We start from the raw sequence: 22,839 nt of genomic DNA, 5'->3' as shown, positions 1-22,839 counted from the left end.
CACGCCGGCGCGGCGCCGCAGCCCTCAGATCGACTCACCGAATGCCTGGGCAAGGGCGCGGTAGGCGTCCTTCTGCGTTTCCTCGGTGGCCGCCGGGGCGATGATCTCCAGCTCCACGATCTGATCGCCCTCCGGCGTCCCCGGCAGGCCGCGGCCGCGCAGGCGCAGCCGGCGACCGGCATCGGACCCGGCCGGAATGCGCAGCTCCACCGCGCCACCGAGCGTAGGGACGCTGATGCTGGTCCCGAGCGCGGCCTGCCACGGCGTGACCTGCAGCGTATGCAGGATGTTGCGCCCATCCACCTCGAACTGCGGGTGCGCGGCGTACTCCACTTCCAGCAGCAGGTTGCCGCCGTCGTTGCCCTGCCCGCCCAGCCGGATCACCTGCCCCGGCCGGATCCCCTTGGGCACGCGCACGTCCAGCTGCCGCCCATTGACGGTGATGCGCAGCGAGTCCCCTTTGTAGGCGGCCTCCAGCGGTACCGACAGGCGAGCGCGCGTATCGCGCGTCGGGGCCTGACCGCCGTGCCCGAATCCGGGCCCTCGGCCGCCACCGGCCGCACCCCGCTGGCGTGCGAACAGGCTCTCGAAGAAATCGCTGAAGCCGCCGCCGGCCCCGCTGTTGCCACCAAACACTTCCTCGAAGTTGAAGCCACCGCCGCCGCCGAAATCCGGCGGCACGTCGAAGTTGTCGCCCGGCCGGTAGCCCCGCGCGCGCAGCTGATCGTAGGCCGCGCGCTTCTGCGGATCGCGCAGGGCCTCGTACGCCTCGTTGACCGCCTTGAACTGCTCCTCGGCACCGGCCTCCTTGCTGACATCCGGATGGTACTTCCGTGCCAGCCGCCGGTAGGCCGTCTTGATCTCGGCATCGCCCGCGCCGGGTTCGACTCCCAGCGTGGCGTAGTAATCCTTGAACTCCATATGGCACCTCGACATGTTGCTGCCCCGCCTGACGCAGGGCTCTGGCGGCATTCTACCGCCGCCACGCGCAGGGGCCGTGCAGGAAGGTGGCAGGCGTGCGCTGTGCGGTTCAGCGCACGACGCTGAAACGCACGCGCGTCCAGGCACCATCAGCGGCGAGGGCGGTCAGGGTGTGCTCGCCCGGCTGCACGAACTCCTGCTGGAACGACTGCGCGCCGAGCGTGCGACCGATCAATCGGCCGTCCAGCAGCCAGTCGATCTCCTGCTCGCTGCCAAGCGCACGCAGCTGCAGCCGGGCACCGTGCGTGGCATTGGGCGCGCGCGCCAGGCGCGCGCCGTCGGCAAGGCCATCGATGTGCAGCGCGAGGCTGGCCTCGCGTCCGTCGTCGCGGCAGTCCGGTGCCAGCGGGGGCAGCCTCGACGCCTGCCGTGCCGCGTGCGACAGCCACGGCGACACCAGCGCCGGCCAGCGTGCCACTTCGGCGTCCACCTCCTGGTGCGCGCCGCTGCAGTCCGCCGACAGCCGCAGGCCCGTGCGCCCATCGGCGCGGTAGCGCTGGCGCCCGGCCTGCCAGCGCCGTGCATCGCGCTCGGCGAAGGTCGGCGGCACGTTGCCGTCCAGCACGAACGCATCCAGTCGACGCTGGCAGAGTGCCGGCGGCAATGCCGCGGCGGCTTCGCCGGTGGGCCAGCACACGGTTTCGGCCTGCACGGTCGGCGGGGCGGCCGCCGCGCTCGCATCGCCACGGTGCCGCGGCAGGCTGTCGACCACTTCGAACATCAGCGGCAGCGCGGTCACCGCACCGTACTGGCCAGGCAGCGGTGTGCCATCGGGCCGGCCCACCCACACACCGACAGTGTAGTGCCGCGTGCCGCCGATCGCCCACGCATCGCGGAAGCCATAACTGGTACCGGTTTTCCACGCCACGCGCGGGCGCGAGCTGACATCGAAGGCACCCATCGCATCGCCCGGGCGCGGGTTGCTCTCCAGCATCTCGCGCACGATCCACGCAGCGCCCGGGGACACCAGCCTGCGCTCCACCGTCGGGTCGTCCGGACGGTAGCGCACATGGCCGGCGATGCCATCGCGGTTGAGCGCGGCGAACGCACCGACCAGGTCTTCCAGCCGCGCACCGGTTCCGCCGAGGATCAGCGACAGGTTGGGCGTGGCCCCGCGCGGAAACTGCAGCGTGATCCCGGCGTGTGCCAGGCGCGCCGCGAAACGCGCGGGGCCGACCCGCTCGAGCAGGTCCACGGCCGGCACGTTGAGCGACAACCGCAGGGCCGTGGCCGCACTCACCGGCCCGTTGAACGCCGAGTCGAAGTTGCCGGGCCGGTAGCCGCCAAAACTCTGCGGCGCATCCACCAGCAGGCTCTCCGAATGGATCAACCCGTCATCAAGCGCCATGCCATAGAGGAATGGCTTGAGGGTGGAGCCCGGCGACCGCCACGCCTGCACCATGTCCACGTGCCCCAGCCGCTGGCGGTCGCCGAAGGCCAGCGTGCCCACATAGGCGCGTGCCTCCAGCGTGCGGTTGTCCACCACCAGCAGTGCGGCGGACGTGCGTTCGGGCAGCGTGGAGAAGTAGCTGGCCACGCGCTCTTCCAGCGTGCGCTGCAGCTGGATATCGATGCTGCTGCGGATCCGTGGCTCATCCCGGTGGGCGGCCTGCAGGCGTTGCGCCAGCAGCGCGGCATGCAGGGGCGGCCGCAGCGAGCGCGTCACCACCGTTTCCACACGCGCATCTTCGACCTGCCCGGCGCTCCAGGTACCCTGCTGCTGCAAGCGCACCAGCAGCTTGTCACGCGCGCGCTGCGCGGCCTCCGGATGACGGTCCGGACGCAGCCGGCTGGGCGCCTGTGGCAGCACCGCCAGCAATGCCGCCTCGGCATGCGAGAGCTGCGCCGCGGACTTGCCGAGGTAGGCCCAGCTCGCCGCTTCCACGCCTTCGATGGTGCCGCCGTAGGGTGCGCGCTCCAGGTAGAGCTGCAGGATCTGCGCCTTGGACAGGTGCGCTTCCAGCTGCACCGCGCGCAGCATCTGCTTGAGCTTGCCCCAGGGCGTGCGCGAATGCGGATCCAGGATCCGGGCGACCTGCATGCTCAGCGTGGAGCCACCCGACACGATGCGCCCGTGCCGCAGCAGCTGGCCACCGGCACGCAGCAGCGCCACGGGATTGATGCCCGGATGCCACCAGAACCAGCGGTCCTCGTAACCCAGCAGGGCCTGCAGGAACAGGGGTGATACCTGCGCGGCCGACGCCGGGTAGCGCCAGACGCCTTCGGCGTCGGCGAAGGCGCGCAGCGGCGTACCGTCGCGCGCGGTGACCAGCGTACTGGTATCACGGCGCTGCGGCAGCGGGGGCGGGAACGCTAGATCCAGCGCCAGCAGCCCCAGCAGCAACGCCGCCAGCCCCCAGCGCAGGCACACCAGGGGCGTGGGGCGAAGGCGCCCCGGACTGCTCACCAGCGCAGGTGGCCGCTGCCGGCCGCCCCTCCCGGAGCGCGCGGCCTCACGGCTGCACGACCGTGATCGTCGTTGGGGAGCTGCGTCCCACGCCACGCAGCTGCGGCCGGTACATGTCTTCGACCAGCGACGGGGGCACGGTATAGGTGCCCGGCGTCACCGCACGCACCAGGTAGAACACGGTCGCCTTGCTGCCACGCGTGAGGTTCAGCGCCGCCACGTAGCGGTCGTCGCGGAACTCTTCGTGTTTCACGTCGGCCGCATCGCGGCGGCTGCTGATGCCGATGCCATCGACCACCACATCCGCCCACTGCTTGGCATCGCCCAGATTGAAGTTCTCGATCTCCAGGCCCGCCGGCAGCAGGTCGGTCAGCAGTGCATCCGGGATGCTGCTGTCAGGCGTCACGCTCACGCGCACGATCAGCACTTCGCCTTCCTTCAGCGGCCGCGGTGTCCACGGTTTACCGTCGGTGCCGAACCAGCTGCGCTCCACGCCAATGGTGCTCGAATCGGGTGCCGGCGGGGTGCGCGGGATACCTGCCACGTCGATGCTGGCGAACATCGGCGGCTCGCCGCTGGGAGCGAAGCGCACACCACGCGACAGCTGCCCTGCATCGAAACTCTGGCCGAACAGGCGTCGTTCGGCGATCGGCTGCGACTGCCCACCGATCTCGAGCGTGCCGGCCACGCGCTTGTTCTGGCCTGCCGCCAGCGCTTTGCCGAGGCGTGCGATCGCCACCTGTTCCTGCGTGCTCAACCACAGCCAGCCGCTGTTGCGGCGTGCGTCCAGCGCGCGCCCCAGGTCCACCGAGCGTGCATCCCACGCCGGCCGCGCCAGCCCGTGCTCATGGGTGAGGGCGATCATCAACGCGTCATCGCGGATGGCGCTGCCGTAGTCACCGAAGTAACCGGGGCGTTCGCTGCTCGGCTTGGCAAAGCCCGCCGCGATCGCCGCTTCACCGCGCTTGCGATCGCCCTGCAGCGACAACGCGATCCCAAGGTGCACCAGCGGCAGTCCACCAATGGCCTTGGCGCGCTCGTTGTCGTACAGGGTGCGCAGCGTCCCCAGCGGTGCGCGGTTGACACGTGCCAGCACGTAGCCGGCATAGGCCTGGTTGGCGAACTTCAGGTTGTCCCGGCGATCCTGTCCGTAGAACGGGTTGCCGCCGGACAGCATGTCCTCGCTCAGGCGGTTGAGGGCCTTCTGCAGTACCGCATCGGGGACGGCGAAACCGGCTTCGCGGGCATCGAGCAGGAAGCCGGTGATATAGGGCGTGAGCCACGGATTGACGTAGCCGTCGTCGTCCCACATCGAGAAGTTGCCGTTGGCGACCTGCATCGAAGCCAGCCGCCCGAAAGCACCTTCCATGCGTTCGCGCCGGGTCTTCGCATCCAGCCCGTCGGCTCCCAGCATCGTCGAGGTCGCCTGGTCCAGGATCAGCGCCGCGTAGCCCTTGCTGGTGGTCTGCTCGGCGCAGCCATAGGGGTAGTTCAATGCCCCCTGCAGCGCGCTGGCGAACGGGATCGGCGGCAACGGGCTGACCAGCAGCCGTGCGGTGACCGACGCCGGCATCAGCCCGTCCAGCAGGCCGGCATCCAGGCTGACCGGCGCCAGCGGATCGAGCGTGCGCACCTGCGAGCGCAGCACCTGCGGCCAGGCCGCACGAACCGGCAGATCGTAGCGGCGGTCGGCCTTGAAGCCATTGCCCTCCACCCGCACGCGCACCTGGGCCACCTGGTGTCCCTCGCGCGCGCTCAGCGGGAAGTTCAGCGTGGTCTTGGCATCGGCCGCCAGCGCCACGCTGCGCGTGCCCTCGCCCAGTGACAGCGGACCGTCGGCGTCCACCTGGACGTTGAAGTGGCCCGGCCTGCCGGTGAAGTTCTGCACATCCAGGGTCACCGTGCTGCGGTCGCCCGGGGCCAGTACGCGCGGCATGCTCGCTTCGGCCAGCAGCGGGGCGCGTACCACCGTCTCCACGTCGCGTCGACCGTACTGGTCATCGCTGTAGACCAGCGCGGAAACCCGCAGCGTCCCGTTGAAGTCAGGCACCTTGAGGCTGATGCGCGCGTTGCCACGGGCATCGAGGCGCACTGGCCCGGCAAACAGGTCCACCGTCTGCACGCGGGCAGTGGGCCGCTTGGCCTGGGGCAAGGCCTGCAGCGCCATGTCGCCGCCGAACTTCAGCTTGCCGCTGCTGCCGTCGAAACTTTCGATCACCCGGCTGTAGATGTCATACGCATCGATGCCCAGGCGGCGCTGCGCGAAGAAATGCGCCGCTGCGTCGGGCACCGGGAAGCGGGTGATGTTGAGGATGCCCACGTCCACCGCGGACACGGTCACATGGGCCACCTTGCCGGCCAGCTGCGGCGCACTCACGGTCACCGGCAGGCCCTGCCCCGGTCGCATCTGCTTCGGTGCCACCAGCCCGACCGCCACGCTGCGCGCACGGCGGTCCATCGGCACGTGCACCACGCCCACCGCGCGCGCCGGCGTCACCTTGCTCGGGGCGCTGCCGCCGCGGAACACCAGCGCGGTGATGTACACGTCATGGCGCTCCCAGTCCGCGGTCACCGGGATCTTGAACGTGCTGCCCGGCTTGGCGTCGATGTCCTGCACGTAGATCATGCGGTCGGTCTCGACCATCAGCACGCCTCGGCCGGCATGCGGGGGCGTGACCGTGACTTCCAACGTGTCGCCGGCCTTGTAGCCGGTCTTGTCCAGCCCGAGCTTCACCTTGTCCGGACGTGCATCCAGTCCACGGTTATCGTCGCCCCAGCTCCAGCCGGCGCGGAACGGATAGCGGCTGGTGAGGCCGGTGGAGGGATCGAACACATCCACGCGGTACTCGCCCCACTCCACCGGGACATCAAAGGCCACCGCCGCGCTGCCGGCATCGAGCGTGCGCGTGTCCTTGTTCTCGAAGCGGCGGGTGAAATCGTAGTCCCAGCGGTTGTCGTTGAACGTCCAGTGGTAGTCGCGCAGTTCACGTACCAGGGTGATCTTCAGGCCTTTGGCCGGCTGCGGGCGCCCCGCCGCATCCACGCGCGTCAGCTCGAAGCGTGCCGTGCCGTTGGCATCGGCACCGTCCTCCGGATTGAACAGCGGCCGTACGCCCACCAGCGCTGCAGCCGGCCACAGCACCCGCTTCAGGGTGCGGGTGACCGTACGCCCACCGGTCTCATACAGGCTGCCGGACAACACCACCGCCACCGGCGTCTTCGCCTTGGCTGCTTCCTCGGGCAGGTCCACGTCCTGCTTCAGCACGCCGTCTGCCGGCAGCTCGGTATCCACCACGTCCTTGGCTTCGCGCGGCAGCGCCACGGTGGCATCGCCGAAGAAGTACCCCGGAAGCCCCTCCACCGGATGCTGTTCCACGGCCACCCCCAGACGCGCGGTGAACCGGTTGCCATCGGCCGGCGCACCATACAGGTACGCGCCACTGGCCTGCAGGCGCAGCGCATCCCCTGGAGCCAGCTGCTTCTGCGGGCTGTCCAGGTCCAGCTTCATGCGCTCGGGGAGGAACTCCTCGATCCGCAGCGTCATGCCCTGGATGGCGTCCCTGCTGGCCGGATCGGTGCGGAACTCGACCTGCCAGCGGCCGGTCGGCGCATCGGCGGGAATGCGCTGTTCGAAACTGAAGTAGCCCTGTTCGCCGGGCTGCAGGCGGGTCTCGCGGAACACCTTGCCGTCGGGCTGTTTCAGGCGCAGGAACACCGGCTGGGCCTTGCCCTCCCTGCTGGCCACCGGCTTGCCATCGTTGTCGCGCAGCAGCGCCGACAGCCGCACCGTTTCGCCAGGGCGATACAGGTCGCGTCCTGACCAGGCGAAAACATCGAACCAGGCGTTGTCACGCCCGGCCACGGCGAACTCGCTCAGGTCCAGCGCCGGCTGGTTGAAAGGCAGGAAGCTGGTGTCCTTGCCACTGCCCGCCACCAGCACGTGGCTGGCGTCGAGCGTGTAATCCAGCAGCGCGTTGCCGTTGGCATCGGTGCTGCCCTTCAGCACCACCTCGCCCTTGCCATCCAGCACGCGCAGGTCCACCTTCTTGAGCGGCACGCCGTCCTTCAACGATGCGGCATGGACGAACAGCGTGTCCTTGTAGGCGCGCGTGTGCAGGCCGATGTCGCTGACACTGAAGAAAGCGGTATCGAACTCGCCATCGAACGCGCCGGTGCGCTTGAGCACCGCGAAATAAAGTCCGGGTTCCTGCAGCTCCTTGATGTCCTGCGTCGGCAGGTAGGTCAGCACGCGCTCGTTCTGCTTGCCGCCGAGGATGAAGCGGTTGACGTACACCGGCTCGGCCAGCGTGCTGATCGGCGTGCGTTCGTCGTAATCGCTGTCGAGCTCCCAGCTGCCGCGCCGTCCCCCGCGCTGGTACTGGCTGAAGAACATCGGCAGCGATTTCTCGCGCACGCGCAGGAACTCCACGTCCACTTCGGGCACGTTGACCGAGACCACGGGCAGGCCGCGGCTGTCGCGCGCCGGCAGCACGCTGCCCTGCGAGGCAAAGCCCGCCACCGGCTTGAGCTCGCCGCTGAAGACCTTCTGCCGCAGCTCCTTGCCAAGGCGGCTGCCATCGGCGGCCAGCAGATCGGCCGAAACCACCAGCGAATAGTCCTTGGCCGGTTCCACGAACGGGTAACGCAGGGTGCGGCCGTCGTCGGACAGCGTCCAGCTGCTTTCGTCGTTGCCGACCTTCTCCTCGAAGCGCAGCAGCGTGTCGAAATCCTGCGTGCCGACCAGCGGACGCGAGAATTCCAGTGCGAGCGAAAGCCCGTCGTTCTTCTGGTCGGGCCAGGCGCGCAGCAGGGTGAAGCCGGTGACCGCCTCGGCCTTGGCCGCGATGGCCTCGCCGGTGGGGGCAGGCAGCTGGCCCGATTCGTTGCGTCCGCAGCCGGTCAGCAGGCTCAACAAGCCTCCGGTCACCAGGGCGGCTGCCCATCCCCACTGCCGAACCCGCGACGGACCACCCATGGCATCACTCCCTGATCAAGGCGCGCATTATGCGGCCAGACCCTCCGGGCATGGAAATCGCCCGGGCCGCGCGCCACGACAGGCCACCCCGGGGACTCAGGCCGGCACGCGCACCTGGCCTTCCATCAAGACCCGCGCGCTGCGGCTCATGATGGCCTTGGTCACCGTCCACTGCCCCTCATGGAGCTGCGCCTGCGCGCCCACGCGCAGGGTGCCTGACGGGTGGCCGAAGGTCACCGCTTCGCGCGCCCCCCCGCCGGCGGCGAGATTCACCAGCGTGCCCGGGATCGCCGCCGCGGTGCCGATGGCGACCGCGGCCGTGCCCATCATCGCGTGGTGCAGCTTGCCCATCGACAGCGCCCGCACATGCAGATCGATCGACGAGGCCGGGATCGCCTTGCCACTGGAGGAAACAAAATCCTGCGCAGGTGCGACGAACGCCACCTTCGGGGTGTGCTGGCGGGTCGCCGCCTGCTCCAACCGGCTGATCAGCCCCATGCGCAGCGCACCGTGCGCGCGGATCTTTTCGAACCGTTCCAGCGCGGCGGGATCTTCATTGATGGCCGGCTGCAGCTCGGTGCCCCGGTATCCCAGATCGGCCGCGTCGAGGAAGATCGTGGGAATGCCCGCGGTGATCATGGTCACCTTGAAAGTGCCCACCCCCGGCACCTCCAGATCATCGACGGGGTTGCCGGTGGGGAACAGCGCACCGGCATCGCCATCATCGGAAGGGTCGAGGAACTCCAGCTGGATCTCCGCCGCCGGGAAGGTCACGCCGTCGAGCTCGAAGTCTCCCAGCTCCTGCACCTGGCCATCGCGCATCGGCACGTGCGCGATGATCGTGCGGCCGATGTTGGCCTGCCAGATCCGCACCGTGCACAGGCCATCGCGCGGCACCCGGGCCGGATCGATGAGGCCGTTGCTGATCGCGAACGGTCCGACCGCCGTGCTGAGGTTGCCGCAGTTGCCGCTCCAGTCCACGAACGGCGTGTCGATGGACACCTGCCCGTAGAGGTAGTCGACATCATGCTCCGGGACCGACGGCGCGGCGATGATCACGCACTTGCTGGTGCTGGACGTCGCCCCGCCCATGCCGTCGGTGTGCTTGCCATAGGGATCGGGCGAGCCGATCACGCGCATCAGCAGCGCATCGCGGTCCGGGCCCGGAACCTGCGCCGCAGCGGGAAGGTCCTGCAGGCGGAAGAACACGCCCTTGCTGGTGCCACCGCGCATGTAGGTGGCTGGAATGCGTTGCTGGGGAAGCGGGATCATGCAGTAGCCTCGAACAGTTCAATGCAGGGAGCGCCGGCAGGCCGGCGCGGAAGCAGGACAGCCGGTGCGGCGTCAGACGACCTGCGTGGCCTCCAGGAAATCCTGGGCGAACCGCTGCAGCACACCGCCGGCTTCGTAGATGGAAACCTCCTCGGCGGTATCCAGCCGGCAGGTCACCGGCACCACCACCTGGCTGCCATCACGACGCTGCACCACCAGGGTCAGCTCGGCACGCGGCACGCGCTCGCCCTGCACGTCGAAGGTCTCCGTACCGTCGATGCCCAGGGTGAGGCGGTTGACGCCCTCCTTGAACTCCAGCGGCAGCACGCCCATGCCGATCAGGTTGGTGCGGTGGATGCGTTCGAAGCCCTCGGCGACGATCGCCTCCACGCCCGCCAGGCGCACGCCCTTGGCCGCCCAGTCGCGCGAGCTGCCCTGGCCGTAATCCGCACCGGCGATGATGATCAGCGGCTGGCGCCGCTGCATGTAGGTTTCGATGGCTTCCCACATCCGCATCACCTGGCCTTCCGGCTCCACCCGCGCCAGCGAGCCCTGCACCACCTGTCCGTCCACCACCGCCATCTCGTTGATCAGCTTGGGATTGGCGAACGTGGCGCGCTGCGCGGTGAGATGGTCGCCGCGATGGGTGGCGTAGGAATTGAAGTCTTCCTCGGGCAGGCCCATCCTGGCCAGGTACTCGCCGGCCGCACTGCTGGCGAGGATCGCGTTGGACGGCGAGAGATGATCTGTGGTGATGTTGTCACCGAGCACGGCCAGCGGCCGCATGCCGGTCAGTCCGCGCACGCCGGCCAGCGCACCCTCCCAGTACGGCGGGCGACGGATGTAGGTGCTCTGCGGACGCCACGCGTACAACGGGCTGACCGGTGCACCGTGCTCGACGGTGATGGTGAACATCGGATCGTAGACCTTGCGGAACTGCGCCGGCTTGACGCTCGCCTTGACCACCGCATCGATCTCCTCATCGCTGGGCCAGAGGTCCTTGAGGGTGATGGGTGCGCCGTCGGCATCCACGCCGAGCGCGTCCTTCTCGATGTCGAACCGGATCGTCCCTGCGATGGCATAGGCCACCACCAGCGCCGGCGAGGCCAGGAAGGCCTGCTTGGCGTACGGGTGGATGCGTCCGTCGAAATTGCGGTTGCCCGACAGCACGGCCGTGGCGTACAGGTCGCGGTCGATGATCTCCTGCTGGATCGCCGGGTCCAGCGCACCGCTCATGCCATTGCAGGTGGTGCAGGCGAAGCCGACGATGCCAAAGCCCATCTGCTCCAGGTCGCCCAGCAGCCCGGCCTCCTCCAGGTACAGCTGCACGGCCTTCGACCCGGGCGCCAGCGAGCTCTTCACCCACGGCTTGCGCTGCAGGCCCGCACGGTTGGCGTTGCGCGCCAGCAGGCCAGCGCCGATGACGTTGCGCGGATTGCTGGTATTGGTGCAGCTGGTGATGGCCGCGATGATCACCGCGCCATCGGGCATGTGGCCCTCGGCCTGCTCGATCCGGCCGGAGGCCAGCTTGGCCTCATCGGACACACCGCGCGCGGCCAGCTCACTGGTGGGCAGGCGACGGTGCGGGTTGGACGGACCGGCCATGTTGCGCACCACGCTGGCCAGGTCGAACTGCAGCACGCGCTCGTACTGCACCTGGGCGAGATCGTCCGACCACAGCCCGGCCTGCCGCGCGTAGGTCTCCACCAGCTGCACCTGCGCGTCCTCGCGGCCGGTCAGGCGCAGGTAGTCCAGGGTCTGTTCGTCGATGGAGAACATCGCCGCGGTGGCGCCGAACTCGGGCGTCATGTTGGAGATGGTGGCGCGGTCACCGATGCTCAGCGCCGAGGCACCTTCGCCGAAGAACTCGATCCATGCCCCGACCACGCGGGCCGCGCGCAGGAACTCGGTAAGTGCCAGCACGATGTCGGTGCAGGTGATGCCCGGCTGCGGACGACCGGTCAGCTCCACGCCGACGGTATCCGGCAGGCGCATCCACGAGGCGCGGCCAAGCATCACGCTTTCCGCCTCCAGGCCGCCCACGCCGATGGCGATCACGCCCAGCGCATCCACGTGCGGGGTGTGGCTGTCGGTGCCGACGCAGGTATCCGGGAAGGCCACCCCGTCGCGCACCTGCACCACCGGCGACATCTTCTCCAGGTTGATCTGATGCATGATGCCGTTGCCGGGCGGAATCACCTCCACGTTCCTGAACGCTTTGCGCGTCCAGTTGATGAAGTGGAAGCGGTCCTCGTTGCGGCGATCCTCGACCGCGCGGTTCTTCTCGAACGCTGCGCGATCAGAGCCGGCGTGCTCCACCGCCAGCGAGTGATCGACGATCAGCTGGGTGGGCACCACGGGGTTGATCTGCGCCGGGTCACCGCCGGCTTCGGCGATGGCATCACGCAGGCCGGCCAGATCCACCAGGGCGGTCTGGCCAAGGATGTCATGGCACACCACGCGCGCGGGAAACCAGGGGAAATCCAGGTCACGGCGGCGTTCGATCAGCTGGCGCAGCGAGGCCTCCAGCGTGGCCGGATCGCATCGGCGGACGAGGTTTTCCGCGAGCACCCGCGAGGTGTACGGCAGCGTGGCGAACGCCCCCGGCTGCAGCGCGTCCACGGCGGCGCGGGCATCGAAATAATCCAGCGAAGTGCCGGGAAGGTTCTTGCGGTATTGGCTGTTCATGGCTGGCAGAAGACTCTTGGGCGGGCCGGGCACCACGCAGCGGCGGAGCGCCGCCGGCGTGCTGCAGCGGAGCCGGGCCGGCGTGACCGGCCCGCTCCGCAACGCACCTGGATCAGGCGCGCTTGTCGATCGGGACGAAGCTCTGGTCTTCGGGACCGGTGTAGTTCGCGCTGGGGCGGATGATCTTGCCGTCGATGCGCTGTTCGATGATGTGCGCGCTCCAGCCCGAGGTGCGTGCGATGACGAACAGCGGGGTGAACATCGCCGTGGGCACGCCCATCATGTGGTAGCTGACGGCGCTGAACCAATCCAGGTTCGGGAACATCTTCTTGACGTCCCACATCACCGATTCCAGGCGCTCGGCGATGTCATACATCTTCATGCTGGACTGTTCTTCGGAGAGCTCGCGGGCCACGTCCTTGATCACCTTGTTGCGCGGATCGGAGACGGTGTAGACGGGATGCCCGAAGCCGATCACCACTTCCTTGCGCTCCACGCGCGCCCTGATGTCCGCCTCGGCGTCGTCCGGCGAGTCGTAGCGCTTCTGCACTTCGAACGCCACTTCATTGGCGCCACCGTGCTTGGGGCCGCGCAGCGCACCGATGCCACCGGCAATGGCGCTGTACATGTCGCTGCCGGTGCCGGCGATGACGCGGCAGGCGAAGGTGGAGGCGTTGAACTCGTGCTCGGCGTACAGGATCAGCGAGGTATGCATCGCCTTGACCCACGATTCCTGCGGCTTCTCGCCGTGCAGCAGGTGCAGGAAATGACCGCCGATGGAGTCGTCGTCGGTCTCCACGTCGATGGCGCGACCGTTATGGCTCCAGTGGTACCAGTACAGCAGCATCGAGCCCAGGCAGGCCATCAGCTTGTCGGCGATGTCACGCGCGCCGGGATGGTTGTGGTCGTCCTTCTCCGGCGCCACGCAGCCGAGCACCGACACGCCGGTGCGCATGACGTCCATCGGGTGCGCCGAGGGCGGCAGTTCCTCCAGCGCCGCCTTGACCGCAGCGGGAATCCCGCGCAGCGAGCGCAGCTTGGCCTTGTAGCCCTTCAGCTCGGCACGCGTGGGCAGCTTGCCGTGCACCAGCAGGTAGGCGATCTCCTCGAACTCGCTGGTCGTGGCCAGGTCCAGGATGTCATAGCCGCGGTAATGCAGGTCGTTGCCACTGCGGCCGACGGTGCACAGCGCGGTGTTGCCGGCGGCGGTGCCGGACAGGGCGACGGATTTCTTCGGCTTGAAGGCCGGTGCGGCGGTTGTATCGTTCATGGTGTTCCTCCCGGAATACGTGGTGCAGGTTACTTCCTGGCGGCGAACAGCGCATCGAGCTGCTGCTCGAAGGCGTGGTAGCCGATACGGTCGTAGAGTTCGTTGCGCGTCTGCATGGTGTCCACCACGCCGCGCTGGTGGCCGTCGCGGCGGACGGCCTCATAGACGGTCTCGGCGGCCTTGTTGGCCGCACGGAAGGCCGACAGCGGGAACAGCTGGATCGCCACGCCGGCCGAGGCCAGTTCATCGCGGCTGAACAGCGGCGTGGCGCCGAACTCGGTGATGTTGGCCAGCACCGGCACCTTCACCGCATCGACAAAGCGGCGGTAGGTCTCCAGATCGTACGCGGCCTCGGCGAAGATGCCGTCGGCACCGGCCTCGACGCAGGCGATGGCGCGCTCGATGGCCGCATCCACGCCATCAACCTGGATGGCGTCGGTGCGCGCGATCAGGAAGAACGCCGCATCGGTCTTCGCGTCCGCTGCCGCCTTGACCCGGTCCACCATCTCGCCCTGCGGCACGATTTCCTTGCCAGGACGGTGGCCGCAACGCTTGGCGCCCACCTGGTCTTCGATGTGGCAGGCGCCGGCACCTGCCTTGATCAGCGATTTGACCGTACGGGCGATGTTGAAGGCGCTCGGACCAAAGCCGGTATCGATGTCCACCATCAGCGGCAGGTCGCAGACGTCGGTGATCCGGCGCACGTCGATCAGCACGTCTTCCAGCGTGTTGATGCCCAGGTCAGGCAGCCCGAGTGACCCGGCCGCCACGCCGCCACCGGACAGGTAGATGGCGCGGTATCCGGCGCGTTTGGCGAGCAGCGCATGGTTGGCGTTGATCGCGCCGATGACCTGCAAGGGCGACTCGGCCGCGAGCGCTTCACGGAAACGGGCACCGGCGGAGGGGGCGACGTTGGGAGACATGCGGCATTCCAGAAGGGGTTCATAGAGAACGGAGCAAAAGGCGTGCCAACCGTAACGCGTTGATTTTCCGGACTCCAATGATCCCGCAATGAAACATTTGAAACACTGCAACATGATGTAACATGAAACACGTTACGAACTTGGCAGAGCTACCTTGCACCCCGCCTATCCACCGAGCGACGACCCCGGCGCGCTGCCGACCCTCTGGACCGTCAGCGTTTCGCGCCTGACCGGACTGCTGGGCGACGTCATCCCCGAGTTCGCCGACCGCGCGCGCATCGAACAGATCAATCTCGGCTTCGAGGAGGCCGTGGATGTGATCGGCAGACGGCTGCGGCGCGAGCACTGCGACGTGGTGATCGCCGGTGGCTCGAATGCCGCGTGGCTGCGCGGTCGCCTGGACATCCCGCTGGTGACCATCCAGGCCAATGGCTTCGATCTGATGGAAGCACTGGCCCGTGCACGCCGCATCGCACCGCGCATCGGACTGGTCACCCATGCATCGGATGTTCCGAGCTTCGCCGGATTCCAGAGCAGTTTCGGACTGGACATCGCGCACCGTCGGTTCGTCACCCGCGAAGATGCGCGTGACTGCATCGGCGACCTGCGTGCCAGCGGCATCGAAGTCATCGTCGGCACCGGCATGGCCATCGACCATGCCGAACAGGCCGGGCTGCCGGGCGTCCTGCTGTACTCGGCCGACTCGGTCCGGCAGGCCTTCGATCACGCCCTTGAACTCACGCGCACCCTGGCGCGTTCGGGTGCCCGCACGCATCGACCGCAGCGTCGCCCCGGCGTGCAGGCGCGTGACCCTGTCCTGCTTGGCGACAGCGCGGCGATGCTGCGCGTGCGCGAACACATCGCGTTGTACGCGCCGCACGACAGCACGGTGCTGATCAGCGGTGACACCGGTACCGGCAAGGAGCTGGTCGCCCGCCAGCTGCACGTGGCGAGCGGCCGCAAGGGGCGGCTGGTGGCCCTCAACTGCGGTGCCCTGAGCGAATCCCTCCTGGAGGCCGAACTCTTCGGCCATACCGATGGTGCCTTCACCGGCGCGCGCCGTGGCGGCCGCATGGGCCTGGTCGAGGCGGCCGACGGTGGCACGCTGTTCCTGGACGAGATCGGCGAGCTGCCGGTGCCGCTGCAGACCCGCCTGCTGCGGGTGCTGGAAGAACGCGAAGTGCTGCGGGTGGGCGCGACCGAACCGACTCCCGTGACCCTGCGCGTCGTGGCGGCCACCCTGCAGTCACTGGAGCAGCAGGTGCAGGCCGGCCAGTTCCGGCGCGATCTCTACTACCGGCTTGCCACGCTGCGCATCGAGCTGCCGCCGCTGCGCGCGCGGCGCGAGGATATCGAACCACTGGCGCGCCACTTTTTCCAGCAACGTACCGGCGCGGAGCTGCCGCTCGACGATGACGCACGGGCCACGCTGGTCAATGCACCGTGGCCGGGCAACGTGCGTGAGCTGCGCAACCTGGTCGACCGGCTGCGCATCCACTGGCAACCGGCCGAGGGCCGGCTCGATCGCGCCCGTCTGCTGGCGCTGGCCCCCGAGCTGGAAGACCGGGATGTGATGTGGCGCGGCACCGCCCAGGGCACCGGCCAACGTCCCGCTCCCGCCGAGCTGCAGCAGCTGCTCACGCGCCACCGCAATGACCGCGAGGGCATGGCACGGACACTCGGTGTTTCACGCACCACGTTGTGGCGCTGGCTGAGGGCGGCCGGGCTGGCCTGACCGGATGAAGCCGCTAGCGCCGCTGCGGCCGCGTCCAGAGCGCATCAAGCGCCAGACAGCCACTGCCGGCCTGTGCGATCCACAGCAGCAGCACGGCCAGCGGGACTTCGGACAGATAGAAGAACCAGCTCAACCAGTCCAGGACGCCCAGCCCCGCCGGAATGCGCGCAACGCCATCGGTCAGCGCGGCCACGATGCAGATCGCCGCCAGCAGCAGTGCGGAGGGCCGGCTGAGCAGGCCCAGCACCAGCAGCGCGCCGGCGATCCACTCGATGCCGCCCAGCAGCGGCGCACTGACGTCCGGCCACGGAATGCCGACCTCCTGCAAGGTGGCCACCATGCGCTCACGGCCCGGCGCGGTGAACAGCTTGTTCCATCCGGACACGCTGAACATCACCCCGGCCACGCAACGCGCTGCCAGCAGCAGCGCCCCCTCCGCGCCACGCCGCGGCGTCGCAGGGCCCATCAACATCTGCATTGGTTCCATCGGCGACGTCCATCAGGGAAAAGCGCAGCACTCTGGGAGAATAGAGCCCGCTGCAGCCTGAAGCAGGCCGCGGCGGCCCCTGCCACGGCGCGCTCAGGCAGCGACCGGCAGTCCATTCGCGTCAACCCGGCTCCTCGCCGTGTTCTCAGGGAAAGAGCATCCGCTTGCTCCACGCGCCCCCTGCACCGGGCGCTCCTGCGGCTTCGTAGCACCAGCGTTCGTGCAGGCGGAACTGCGCGCCATACCAGAACTCGATCCGCGCCGGCACCACGCGCAGCCCGCTCCAGCCCGGCGGGCGCGGCACATCGCGGTCCTGGAAGCGGGCCTCCATCTCGGCCACGCGCGCATCGAACGCCTCGCGCGATGCCAGCGTGCGTGACTGCAACGATGCCCACGCGCCGATCTGGCTCAGGCGCGGACGGCTGGCAAAATAGGCATCGGCCTCGGCCTCGTCCACCTGCTCCACGTCACCTTCGATCCGCACCTGAATGCCGGCCTCACGCAGGCTGCGCCACAGGAACAGCAGCGCAGCGCGCGGGTTGTCGTGCAGGTCGCGTCCCTTGTCACTGTCCAGATGCGTGTAGAAGACGAACCCACGGGCATCGAATGCCTTCAGCAGCACCGTCCGCGCGGAGGGCCGCCCGTGCGCATCGGCGGTGGCCACGGTCATCGCGTTGGGCTCCACCTCGGTGCTGCCCCGGGCTTCCTCGAACAAGGTGGCGAAGGTGGCGAGGGCTTCGGCGTAGAGATCACTCATGGCGGTTCTTCGATCGGCGGTTTGGCGGTATTGTGGCCGCATGGCTGCTGCTGCGTACATGCCCCCGGCAAAAGGGTTTCCCCAGGCGCTCGCCGAGCAGGCGCTGGACGAAGCGCTCGGCTGTGGCGCCGCCGTGCCCGTGCTGGCGATCAGCGGCGTCCAGGGCAGTGGCAAGTCCACCCTTGCCGCGCAGATCGTAGCCTGCGCCTCGGCACGTGGACTGCATGCAGCGGCGCTGTCCATCGATGACGTCTACCTGACCCGGGCCCAGCGCCAGCACCTGGCGCGCGATGTGCACCCCCTGCTGCTCACACGCGGCCCCCCGGGCACGCACGATCTGCCTCTGGCCCATGCCGTGCTGGATGCCGTCGCCGCCCGCCAGCCGGTCGCGTTGCCGCGCTTTGACAAACTTTCCGATGAACGTCTGCCCGCAGCCGCCTGGGCGCACCTCGACGCCCCCCTGGATCTGCTGGTCTTCGAGGGCTGGTTCCTGGGCACGCCGGCCGAACAGCGTGCTGCCCTGGAACAGCCGATCAACGCCCTGGAGCGCGAGGGCGATGCGGATGGCGGCTGGCGCCAGTGGTGCAATGAGGCGCTTGCCGCTCACTACCCGGCGTTGTGGCAGCGCTGCGACCGGCTGTGGTTCCTGCAGCCGCCGGATTTCACCGTGGTACCGCGCTGGCGCTGGCAGCAGGAGCAGCACCTGCAGGCTGTGCAGCCCGGACGTACCGGCATGAGCCGCGCACAACTGGAGCGCTTCGTGCAGTACTACGAGCGGGTCAGCCGCCAGGCGCTGCGCACGCTGCCGGCACTGGCTGACCGTAGCATTCTGCTGGATCGCCAGCGTGGCGTACTCGGCGTGCGTTAAGAGGCCCACGCCCCTTGCGTAGCGCAATCTGTCGCACCCGACCCATCTCCTTCGTGGCTTCGCGGCAGCGCACCTTTCTCTCCAGCCGTTGCGCTCAGCATTGACGAGCCGTTCGCGTCGCCAGATGACGGTTGATGCCGCTCCGTGGCGGTTGTTTCGCTAATGCGCGTTTGTATGGGGTGGACACAATTCCCGCGTCCTACTGTCGCCCGGGCCGCACTCCGTGGCGCCCTTCATGGTTGATCGTGCACATCCTGCCTCCCGGCGTCTCCTGCTCACGCATTGTCAGCGCCTTCCAGCGCGGTCGCCGGTCCTACGCGCCTGCCGCCGCGCTGCGCCTGCCCAAGGCCGTCCGCAATCTGCCGGTGGCGCCGCCGCCGCGGCAACCGACCTGCCATGGTCCGCTCCGGGACACCATCACCGCACTGGCCGCGATGGCGTTTCCCCCGTCGTCGCCCGATGCCCGGCCCTGCGCTTTCGACGCTGCCTCCCTGCGCGCACTGCGCCATGCGTGTGAGGCCCTGCTTGAAAGTCCCAAGGCGCCAGCCACCGAATTGCAGAAACGGCGCCTGCAGGCGTTGTCCGACCATGCCCGGCTGGGCCTGCGGCAGGTCCAGGTGGCCATGCGGGAACAGCAGCTGCGCGAGCGCGCGCGCGGCATCGATCGGCCGGGCGCACGCTCCGGCACTGCGATGGCGTTCTCGTTGGGAATGGAAGCTGGGCTGCCCGGGGCCGTCGCACTGGGCACCACCCTCAGCGTGGGCACCGGCGGCCTCCGCTCCTGCTTTGAAACCCTGGAGTATGCGGAGGGCAGCGAACATCGCGCGGCAGTGTCTGCACACATCGGCGCCGGTGTACCGGCCATCGGGTTGGGCCTTTCGGCGAGGGCGGCGTTCGGCGCCAGCCGCACGCACTATGACGGAGCGGTCACCGCGGACGAGTTCGCGCAGGTACGGGCACGCGAACGCGTGGCCGCGCCGCTGCGCGCGCGTCTGCTGCAGCGGCTGCGCGGCGTGTTCAATCCGCAGCGACGGGAGCCTGTCGACCGGATTGCGAAGGCGGCCCGCGCGGTGGTCCGGTGGGAGGCGCTGATGCCCGCCCTGTTGGGCAATGACGCACTGCACGCCGGGGCCACGAGAAACCTTCCCAACCAGGCCCTGCTCCCCGCGCCAACGCCGATGCTGGATGTATGGATCGACGGAACAACGCGACAGTTTTCCGCAGGCGCGCGCTTTGCAGGACTCGATGCCGGCGTGCAGTACGCGCGGACACGGCAGGCCGTGGGACTGGAGGTCCCCTGCTGGCTGCCCAGCACACCGCTCGACGAGGAGCAGCGCGTCGCGCTTGAACGCAGCCTGCATGAAAAACTGCAGGCTGAGCTTCTCGGCAAGCGCTCTCTCAGCGAGGTACTGTCCTTGCCCCCAAGCACCACGGCAACGCCCGGGGAGATGCTGCAGCAGGTCCGCCATCAGTTCGACCACCTGCAACAACTGCGCATAACCGCTGAACTCGGTCCAGGCCAGGCACGGGCGCAGGCGAAGAAGATCTGCCAAGCCATGTGTGCACAGTGGAATGCCCGGGACCTGCAGACCACACTTGCACGGATGCTTGAACTGGTGCATTGGATCGCACTCGGCACCGAAACCGCCGACACGGCCCAATGCCCGGTGCGCAAGCAAGCCGCCGCACTGGCCGACGACATCCGCAGCTCGCCGGCGATGCGGCAGGATGCCCAAGCGCTGCGCAGAACGCATGCGTGCATCCACATGTACCAGCACTTCGATACCCGCCTGGTGCAGGTGGACCTGGGTGCCGCCTTGCCGGGCATCATGCCTGGCGCTTCGCTGCAGGTCGCCCACACACGACAGCACAATTACAACCCCCTGCGGACGGGACACTACATCGAGGCCTCGCTCAGCCTCAGCGCGCCGGTCGAAGCCTCCGCGCTCTGGCAGACCCTGCAGCAGCGGATCCCACCGCTGGCGGGCTCGCACATGCCGGGCGACTTTGGCGTCCTGCTGCACGAAGCGATCGCCGACGAGTTCAGCGCCGGCGCGACGGCTACCCTCACGCTGCGCTTCTTCAAGCCGGCGTTCCAGGACGAATCCGGATTCGATGCCGCCGCCGCCGGCATGCACCTGCAGCAGGTGACGTGCCGCAGCACCGCCTCGCTGGGCTTGAGTGCCACCCTCCCCCTTCCCGGCACTGGCCTGGCAGGCGCGACGGCGGGGGCCTCCATCGTCCACGAACGGGCTCGGCCACTGCGCGAGGACGTGTTCTGCAGCGGCACGTTGACCGCGCTCCTGCTGCGATACCAGTCGCTGCTGGGCCAGGGGCTTGCGCCCGCTGCGGCTTGGCGGGTGATGCTCGACAATCACGCTGGCAGCCTGCGGCGCCTGGCCGAGGCGCTCGCTGCCCCACGCGGCAGCGCCCGTGCAGAGGCCGAATACTGGCTGGACAAGACCGGCCGCGACCCCGCGGACGTGGACTGGACCTCTCTGGATTACACGCCTGTAGACCGCACGCCTCCGGAACGCTGGCGTGCCAGGCGGTCCTCGGCGGAAAGCCTGCCAGCCGAGCCAGCCGCGAGCGAGCCCGCCCCTCCCCCGCTGCAGGTTCTGCTGGACTCGGTGCTGCTGGGCGTCAATGCGGCACAGAAACGCTCATCGATGCGCTCGCCGCTGCAGCTGCACGGCGCGCGCATGAAGATGCCGCGGTTCTGAACGGTCGCACGGCGCGGCAACCACGCCGGCACGGCCCGTGCAAGCGGGCCGGATGGTAGGATCGTGGCCGATGAATCCCGCACCGAACCTGATCCTGATCGGCCCGATGGGCGCCGGTAAAACCTGCATCGGCCGCCGTCTGGCCGAACGCTTCACGCTGGACTTCATCGACGTGGACCAGGCGATCGTGGCCGATGCCGGCGCCAGCATCGCGGACATCTTCGAGCACGCCGGCGAAGCCGGTTTCCGCCAGCAGGAGCGCGCTTCACTGGCGCGCATCCTGCGTGGCCGCGGCCAGCTGGTCTCCACCGGCGGCGGTGCGGTGCTGGATGCGGACAACCGCACGCTGATCGCCGCCAGCGGATTCGTGGTCTTCCTCCGCGTCAGCGTGCCCGCCCAGCTTGAACGGCTTGCCCGTGACCGTGCGCGCCCGCTCCTGCAGCGCCCCGACCGCGAGCAGGTCCTGCATGCCCTCGCGGCACAGCGCGATCCGCTTTACCACGCGATGGCCGATCTCACCCTCGATACCGACCTTTTCACCGCTGCCGAAGCCACTGCGCACCTGGTCGTGCGCGTGGCCGGCCAATGGCAGCGACAGGATCTTTCCGCATGACACACGCTTCCCTGCTGCAGGTCGCCGTTGCCGGCGAGCTGCCCTACACCATCACCATCGGCGCCGGCGCGCTGGCCGACGGTGCGGCGCTCGCTGCGCCCATCCGCGGGCGCCATGTGCTGCTGGTCAGCGACAGCGAGGTGGCACCGCGCTATCTCGCCCAGGTGCGCGCCACCCTGCTCGCGGCCCGGCCGGACCTGCTCATCGGCACGCACGTACTGGCCGCCGGCGAGGCGTCCAAGACGCTGGCCGAGCTTGGCCACGCCATCGACGCGCTCGCTGCGCTCGGCGCCACCCGCGATGCCTGCGTCTTCGCACTCGGCGGTGGCGTGGTGGGTGACCTGGCCGGCTTCGCCGCCGCCTGCTGGATGCGGGGCGTGGACTGCGTGCAGCTGCCCACCTCGCTGCTGGCGATGGTGGATTCTTCAGTGGGCGGCAAGACCGCCGTGGACATTCCGGCGGGCAAGAACCTGGTCGGTGCGTTTCACCCGCCCCGCGCCGTCTTCGCCGATACCCGCGTGCTCGCCACACTGCCCGCGCGCGAGCTGCGCGCCGGCCTGGCCGAAGTAGTGAAGTACGGCGCGCTGGGCGATGCCGGTTTCTTCGCCTGGCTGGAACGGCACGCCCAGGCGCTGGTCGCAGGCGACGCGCCGCTGCTGGCCGAAGCCATCGCACGCAGCTGCACGCACAAGGCTGCGATCGTTGCGCGTGATCCGCTGGAGAAGGGCGAGCGTGCCCTGCTCAACCTCGGCCACACCTTCGGCCACGCCATCGAGACCGAGCAGGGGTATTCCGCGCCGGGCCGCGATGCACTCAACCACGGCGAGGCCGTGGCGGTCGGCATGGTGCTGGCTGCCCGGCTGTCCGCCGCGCTGGGCCGCGCTCCCGGCGCCGACGCCGAGCGCCTGCAGGCGCTACTGCAGCGCCTGGAGCTGCCCGTGGCGATCCCCGCCGGCCTGCAGCCGCAGGCGCTGCTGGGGCGCATGCGGCTGGACAAGAAGAACGTGGCCGGACGACTTCGCCTGGTGCTGTGGAACGGGCTGGGCCGCGCCGAGGTCGTGCCGGACGTCGACGAGGCGGCGGTCCTGGCGGTGCTCGCCTCCGCCTGACGCCCACGGATGCGGCGTTCAGGCTTGCGCA

14 protein-coding genes are annotated in these 22,839 nt (G+C 69.0%); 5 read left to right on the top strand and 9 right to left on the bottom strand.

The window, feature by feature from the left end; translation table 11 throughout:
• Positions 1-24: 24 nt before the first annotated feature.
• The 7 genes from FHY09_RS03335 to prpB all read right to left on the bottom strand — a co-directional run bounded on the left by FHY09_RS03335 (position 25) and on the right by prpB (position 14,516).
• Positions 25-921, bottom strand: a complete 897-nt coding sequence (locus tag FHY09_RS03335) for a DnaJ C-terminal domain-containing protein (RefSeq protein ID WP_166924385.1) — start codon at positions 919-921, stop codon at positions 25-27.
• A gap of 109 nt (positions 922-1,030) precedes the next feature.
• Positions 1,031-3,388, bottom strand: coding sequence for a penicillin-binding protein 1C (pbpC, locus tag FHY09_RS03330; protein WP_456362691.1), 2,358 nt, complete (start codon positions 3,386-3,388; stop codon positions 1,031-1,033).
• Between the two features lie 46 nt (positions 3,389-3,434).
• Positions 3,435-8,363, bottom strand: a complete 4,929-nt coding sequence (locus FHY09_RS03325; protein WP_166924095.1) for an alpha-2-macroglobulin family protein — start codon at positions 8,361-8,363, stop codon at positions 3,435-3,437.
• 96 nt (positions 8,364-8,459) lie between these two features.
• Complete coding sequence (gene prpF, locus FHY09_RS03320) at positions 8,460-9,635, bottom strand: 2-methylaconitate cis-trans isomerase PrpF (protein WP_166924094.1); 1,176 nt, start codon at positions 9,633-9,635, stop codon at positions 8,460-8,462.
• Between the two features lie 72 nt (positions 9,636-9,707).
• Positions 9,708-12,323 carry a Fe/S-dependent 2-methylisocitrate dehydratase AcnD gene (gene acnD, locus FHY09_RS03315; RefSeq protein ID WP_166924092.1) on the bottom strand — a complete coding sequence of 872 codons (2,616 nt, stop codon included), beginning with the start codon at positions 12,321-12,323 and terminating at the stop codon, positions 9,708-9,710.
• A gap of 112 nt (positions 12,324-12,435) precedes the next feature.
• Positions 12,436-13,593: a bifunctional 2-methylcitrate synthase/citrate synthase gene (gene prpC / locus FHY09_RS03310; RefSeq protein WP_166924090.1), complete on the bottom strand. Its 1,158-nt coding sequence runs from the start codon at positions 13,591-13,593 to the stop codon at positions 12,436-12,438.
• Between the two features lie 29 nt (positions 13,594-13,622).
• Positions 13,623-14,516 carry a methylisocitrate lyase gene (prpB, locus tag FHY09_RS03305; RefSeq protein ID WP_166924087.1) on the bottom strand — a complete coding sequence of 298 codons (894 nt, stop codon included), beginning with the start codon at positions 14,514-14,516 and terminating at the stop codon, positions 13,623-13,625.
• A gap of 154 nt (positions 14,517-14,670) precedes the next feature.
• Between prpB and prpR the strand changes: the two genes are divergently transcribed.
• Positions 14,671-16,251 (top strand): propionate catabolism operon regulatory protein PrpR, encoded by a 1,581-nt coding sequence (gene prpR, locus FHY09_RS03300; protein ID WP_166924085.1) that lies wholly within the window; start codon positions 14,671-14,673, stop codon positions 16,249-16,251.
• Between the two features lie 13 nt (positions 16,252-16,264).
• On the opposite strand, the gene FHY09_RS03295 is transcribed toward prpR, so the two are convergent.
• A complete protein-coding gene (locus FHY09_RS03295; protein ID WP_166924083.1) occupies positions 16,265-16,738 on the bottom strand; it encodes a DoxX family protein in 474 nt (157 codons plus the stop codon).
• Between the two features lie 145 nt (positions 16,739-16,883).
• Positions 16,884-17,495 carry a pyridoxamine 5'-phosphate oxidase gene (gene pdxH, locus FHY09_RS03290; protein ID WP_456362690.1) on the bottom strand — a complete coding sequence of 204 codons (612 nt, stop codon included), beginning with the start codon at positions 17,493-17,495 and terminating at the stop codon, positions 16,884-16,886.
• Positions 17,496-17,535: 40 nt separating this feature from the next.
• Between pdxH and FHY09_RS03285 the strand changes: the two genes are divergently transcribed.
• The 4 genes from FHY09_RS03285 to aroB all read left to right on the top strand — a co-directional run bounded on the left by FHY09_RS03285 (position 17,536) and on the right by aroB (position 22,808).
• Positions 17,536-18,363: a nucleoside/nucleotide kinase family protein gene (locus FHY09_RS03285; RefSeq protein WP_166924078.1), complete on the top strand. Its 828-nt coding sequence runs from the start codon at positions 17,536-17,538 to the stop codon at positions 18,361-18,363.
• A 245-nt stretch (positions 18,364-18,608) separates the two neighbouring features.
• Complete coding sequence (locus FHY09_RS03280; protein WP_166924076.1) at positions 18,609-21,086, top strand: hypothetical protein; 2,478 nt, start codon at positions 18,609-18,611, stop codon at positions 21,084-21,086.
• Positions 21,087-21,156: 70 nt separating this feature from the next.
• Positions 21,157-21,699, top strand: a complete 543-nt coding sequence (locus FHY09_RS03275) for a shikimate kinase (RefSeq protein ID WP_166924073.1) — start codon at positions 21,157-21,159, stop codon at positions 21,697-21,699.
• A complete protein-coding gene (aroB, locus tag FHY09_RS03270) occupies positions 21,696-22,808 on the top strand; it encodes a 3-dehydroquinate synthase (RefSeq protein WP_166924070.1) in 1,113 nt (370 codons plus the stop codon). Before FHY09_RS03275 ends, aroB begins: the two co-directional genes overlap by 4 nt.
• The last annotated feature ends 31 nt before the right edge of the window (positions 22,809-22,839 follow it).

Source organism: Xanthomonas sp. 60, from assembly GCF_011761925.1.
Note: the sequence above shows the minus strand (reverse complement) of the source record. Positions and strands in the feature narration are given on the sequence as shown.

Bases quoted from the DNA above. Each gene is read 5' to 3' on its own strand.
- prpC (WP_166924090.1), bottom strand. From the start codon at position 13,593: ATGAACGATACAACCGCCGCACCGGCCTTCAAGCCGAAGAAATCCGTC.
- pdxH (WP_456362690.1), bottom strand. From the start codon at position 17,495: ATGAGTGATCTCTACGCCGAAGCCCTCGCCACCTTCGCCACCTTGTTC.
- FHY09_RS03295 (WP_166924083.1), bottom strand. From the start codon at position 16,738: ATGGAACCAATGCAGATGTTGATGGGCCCTGCGACGCCGCGGCGTGGC.
- FHY09_RS03335 (WP_166924385.1), bottom strand. From the start codon at position 921: ATGGAGTTCAAGGATTACTACGCCACGCTGGGAGTCGAACCCGGCGCG.
- aroB (WP_166924070.1), top strand. From the start codon at position 21,696: ATGACACACGCTTCCCTGCTGCAGGTCGCCGTTGCCGGCGAGCTGCCC.
- FHY09_RS03275 (WP_166924073.1), top strand. From the start codon at position 21,157: ATGAATCCCGCACCGAACCTGATCCTGATCGGCCCGATGGGCGCCGGT.
- prpF (WP_166924094.1), bottom strand. From the start codon at position 9,635: ATGATCCCGCTTCCCCAGCAACGCATTCCAGCCACCTACATGCGCGGT.
- FHY09_RS03285 (WP_166924078.1), top strand. From the start codon at position 17,536: ATGGCTGCTGCTGCGTACATGCCCCCGGCAAAAGGGTTTCCCCAGGCG.
- acnD (WP_166924092.1), bottom strand. From the start codon at position 12,323: ATGAACAGCCAATACCGCAAGAACCTTCCCGGCACTTCGCTGGATTAT.
- FHY09_RS03325 (WP_166924095.1), bottom strand. From the start codon at position 8,363: ATGGGTGGTCCGTCGCGGGTTCGGCAGTGGGGATGGGCAGCCGCCCTG.
- prpB (WP_166924087.1), bottom strand. From the start codon at position 14,516: ATGTCTCCCAACGTCGCCCCCTCCGCCGGTGCCCGTTTCCGTGAAGCG.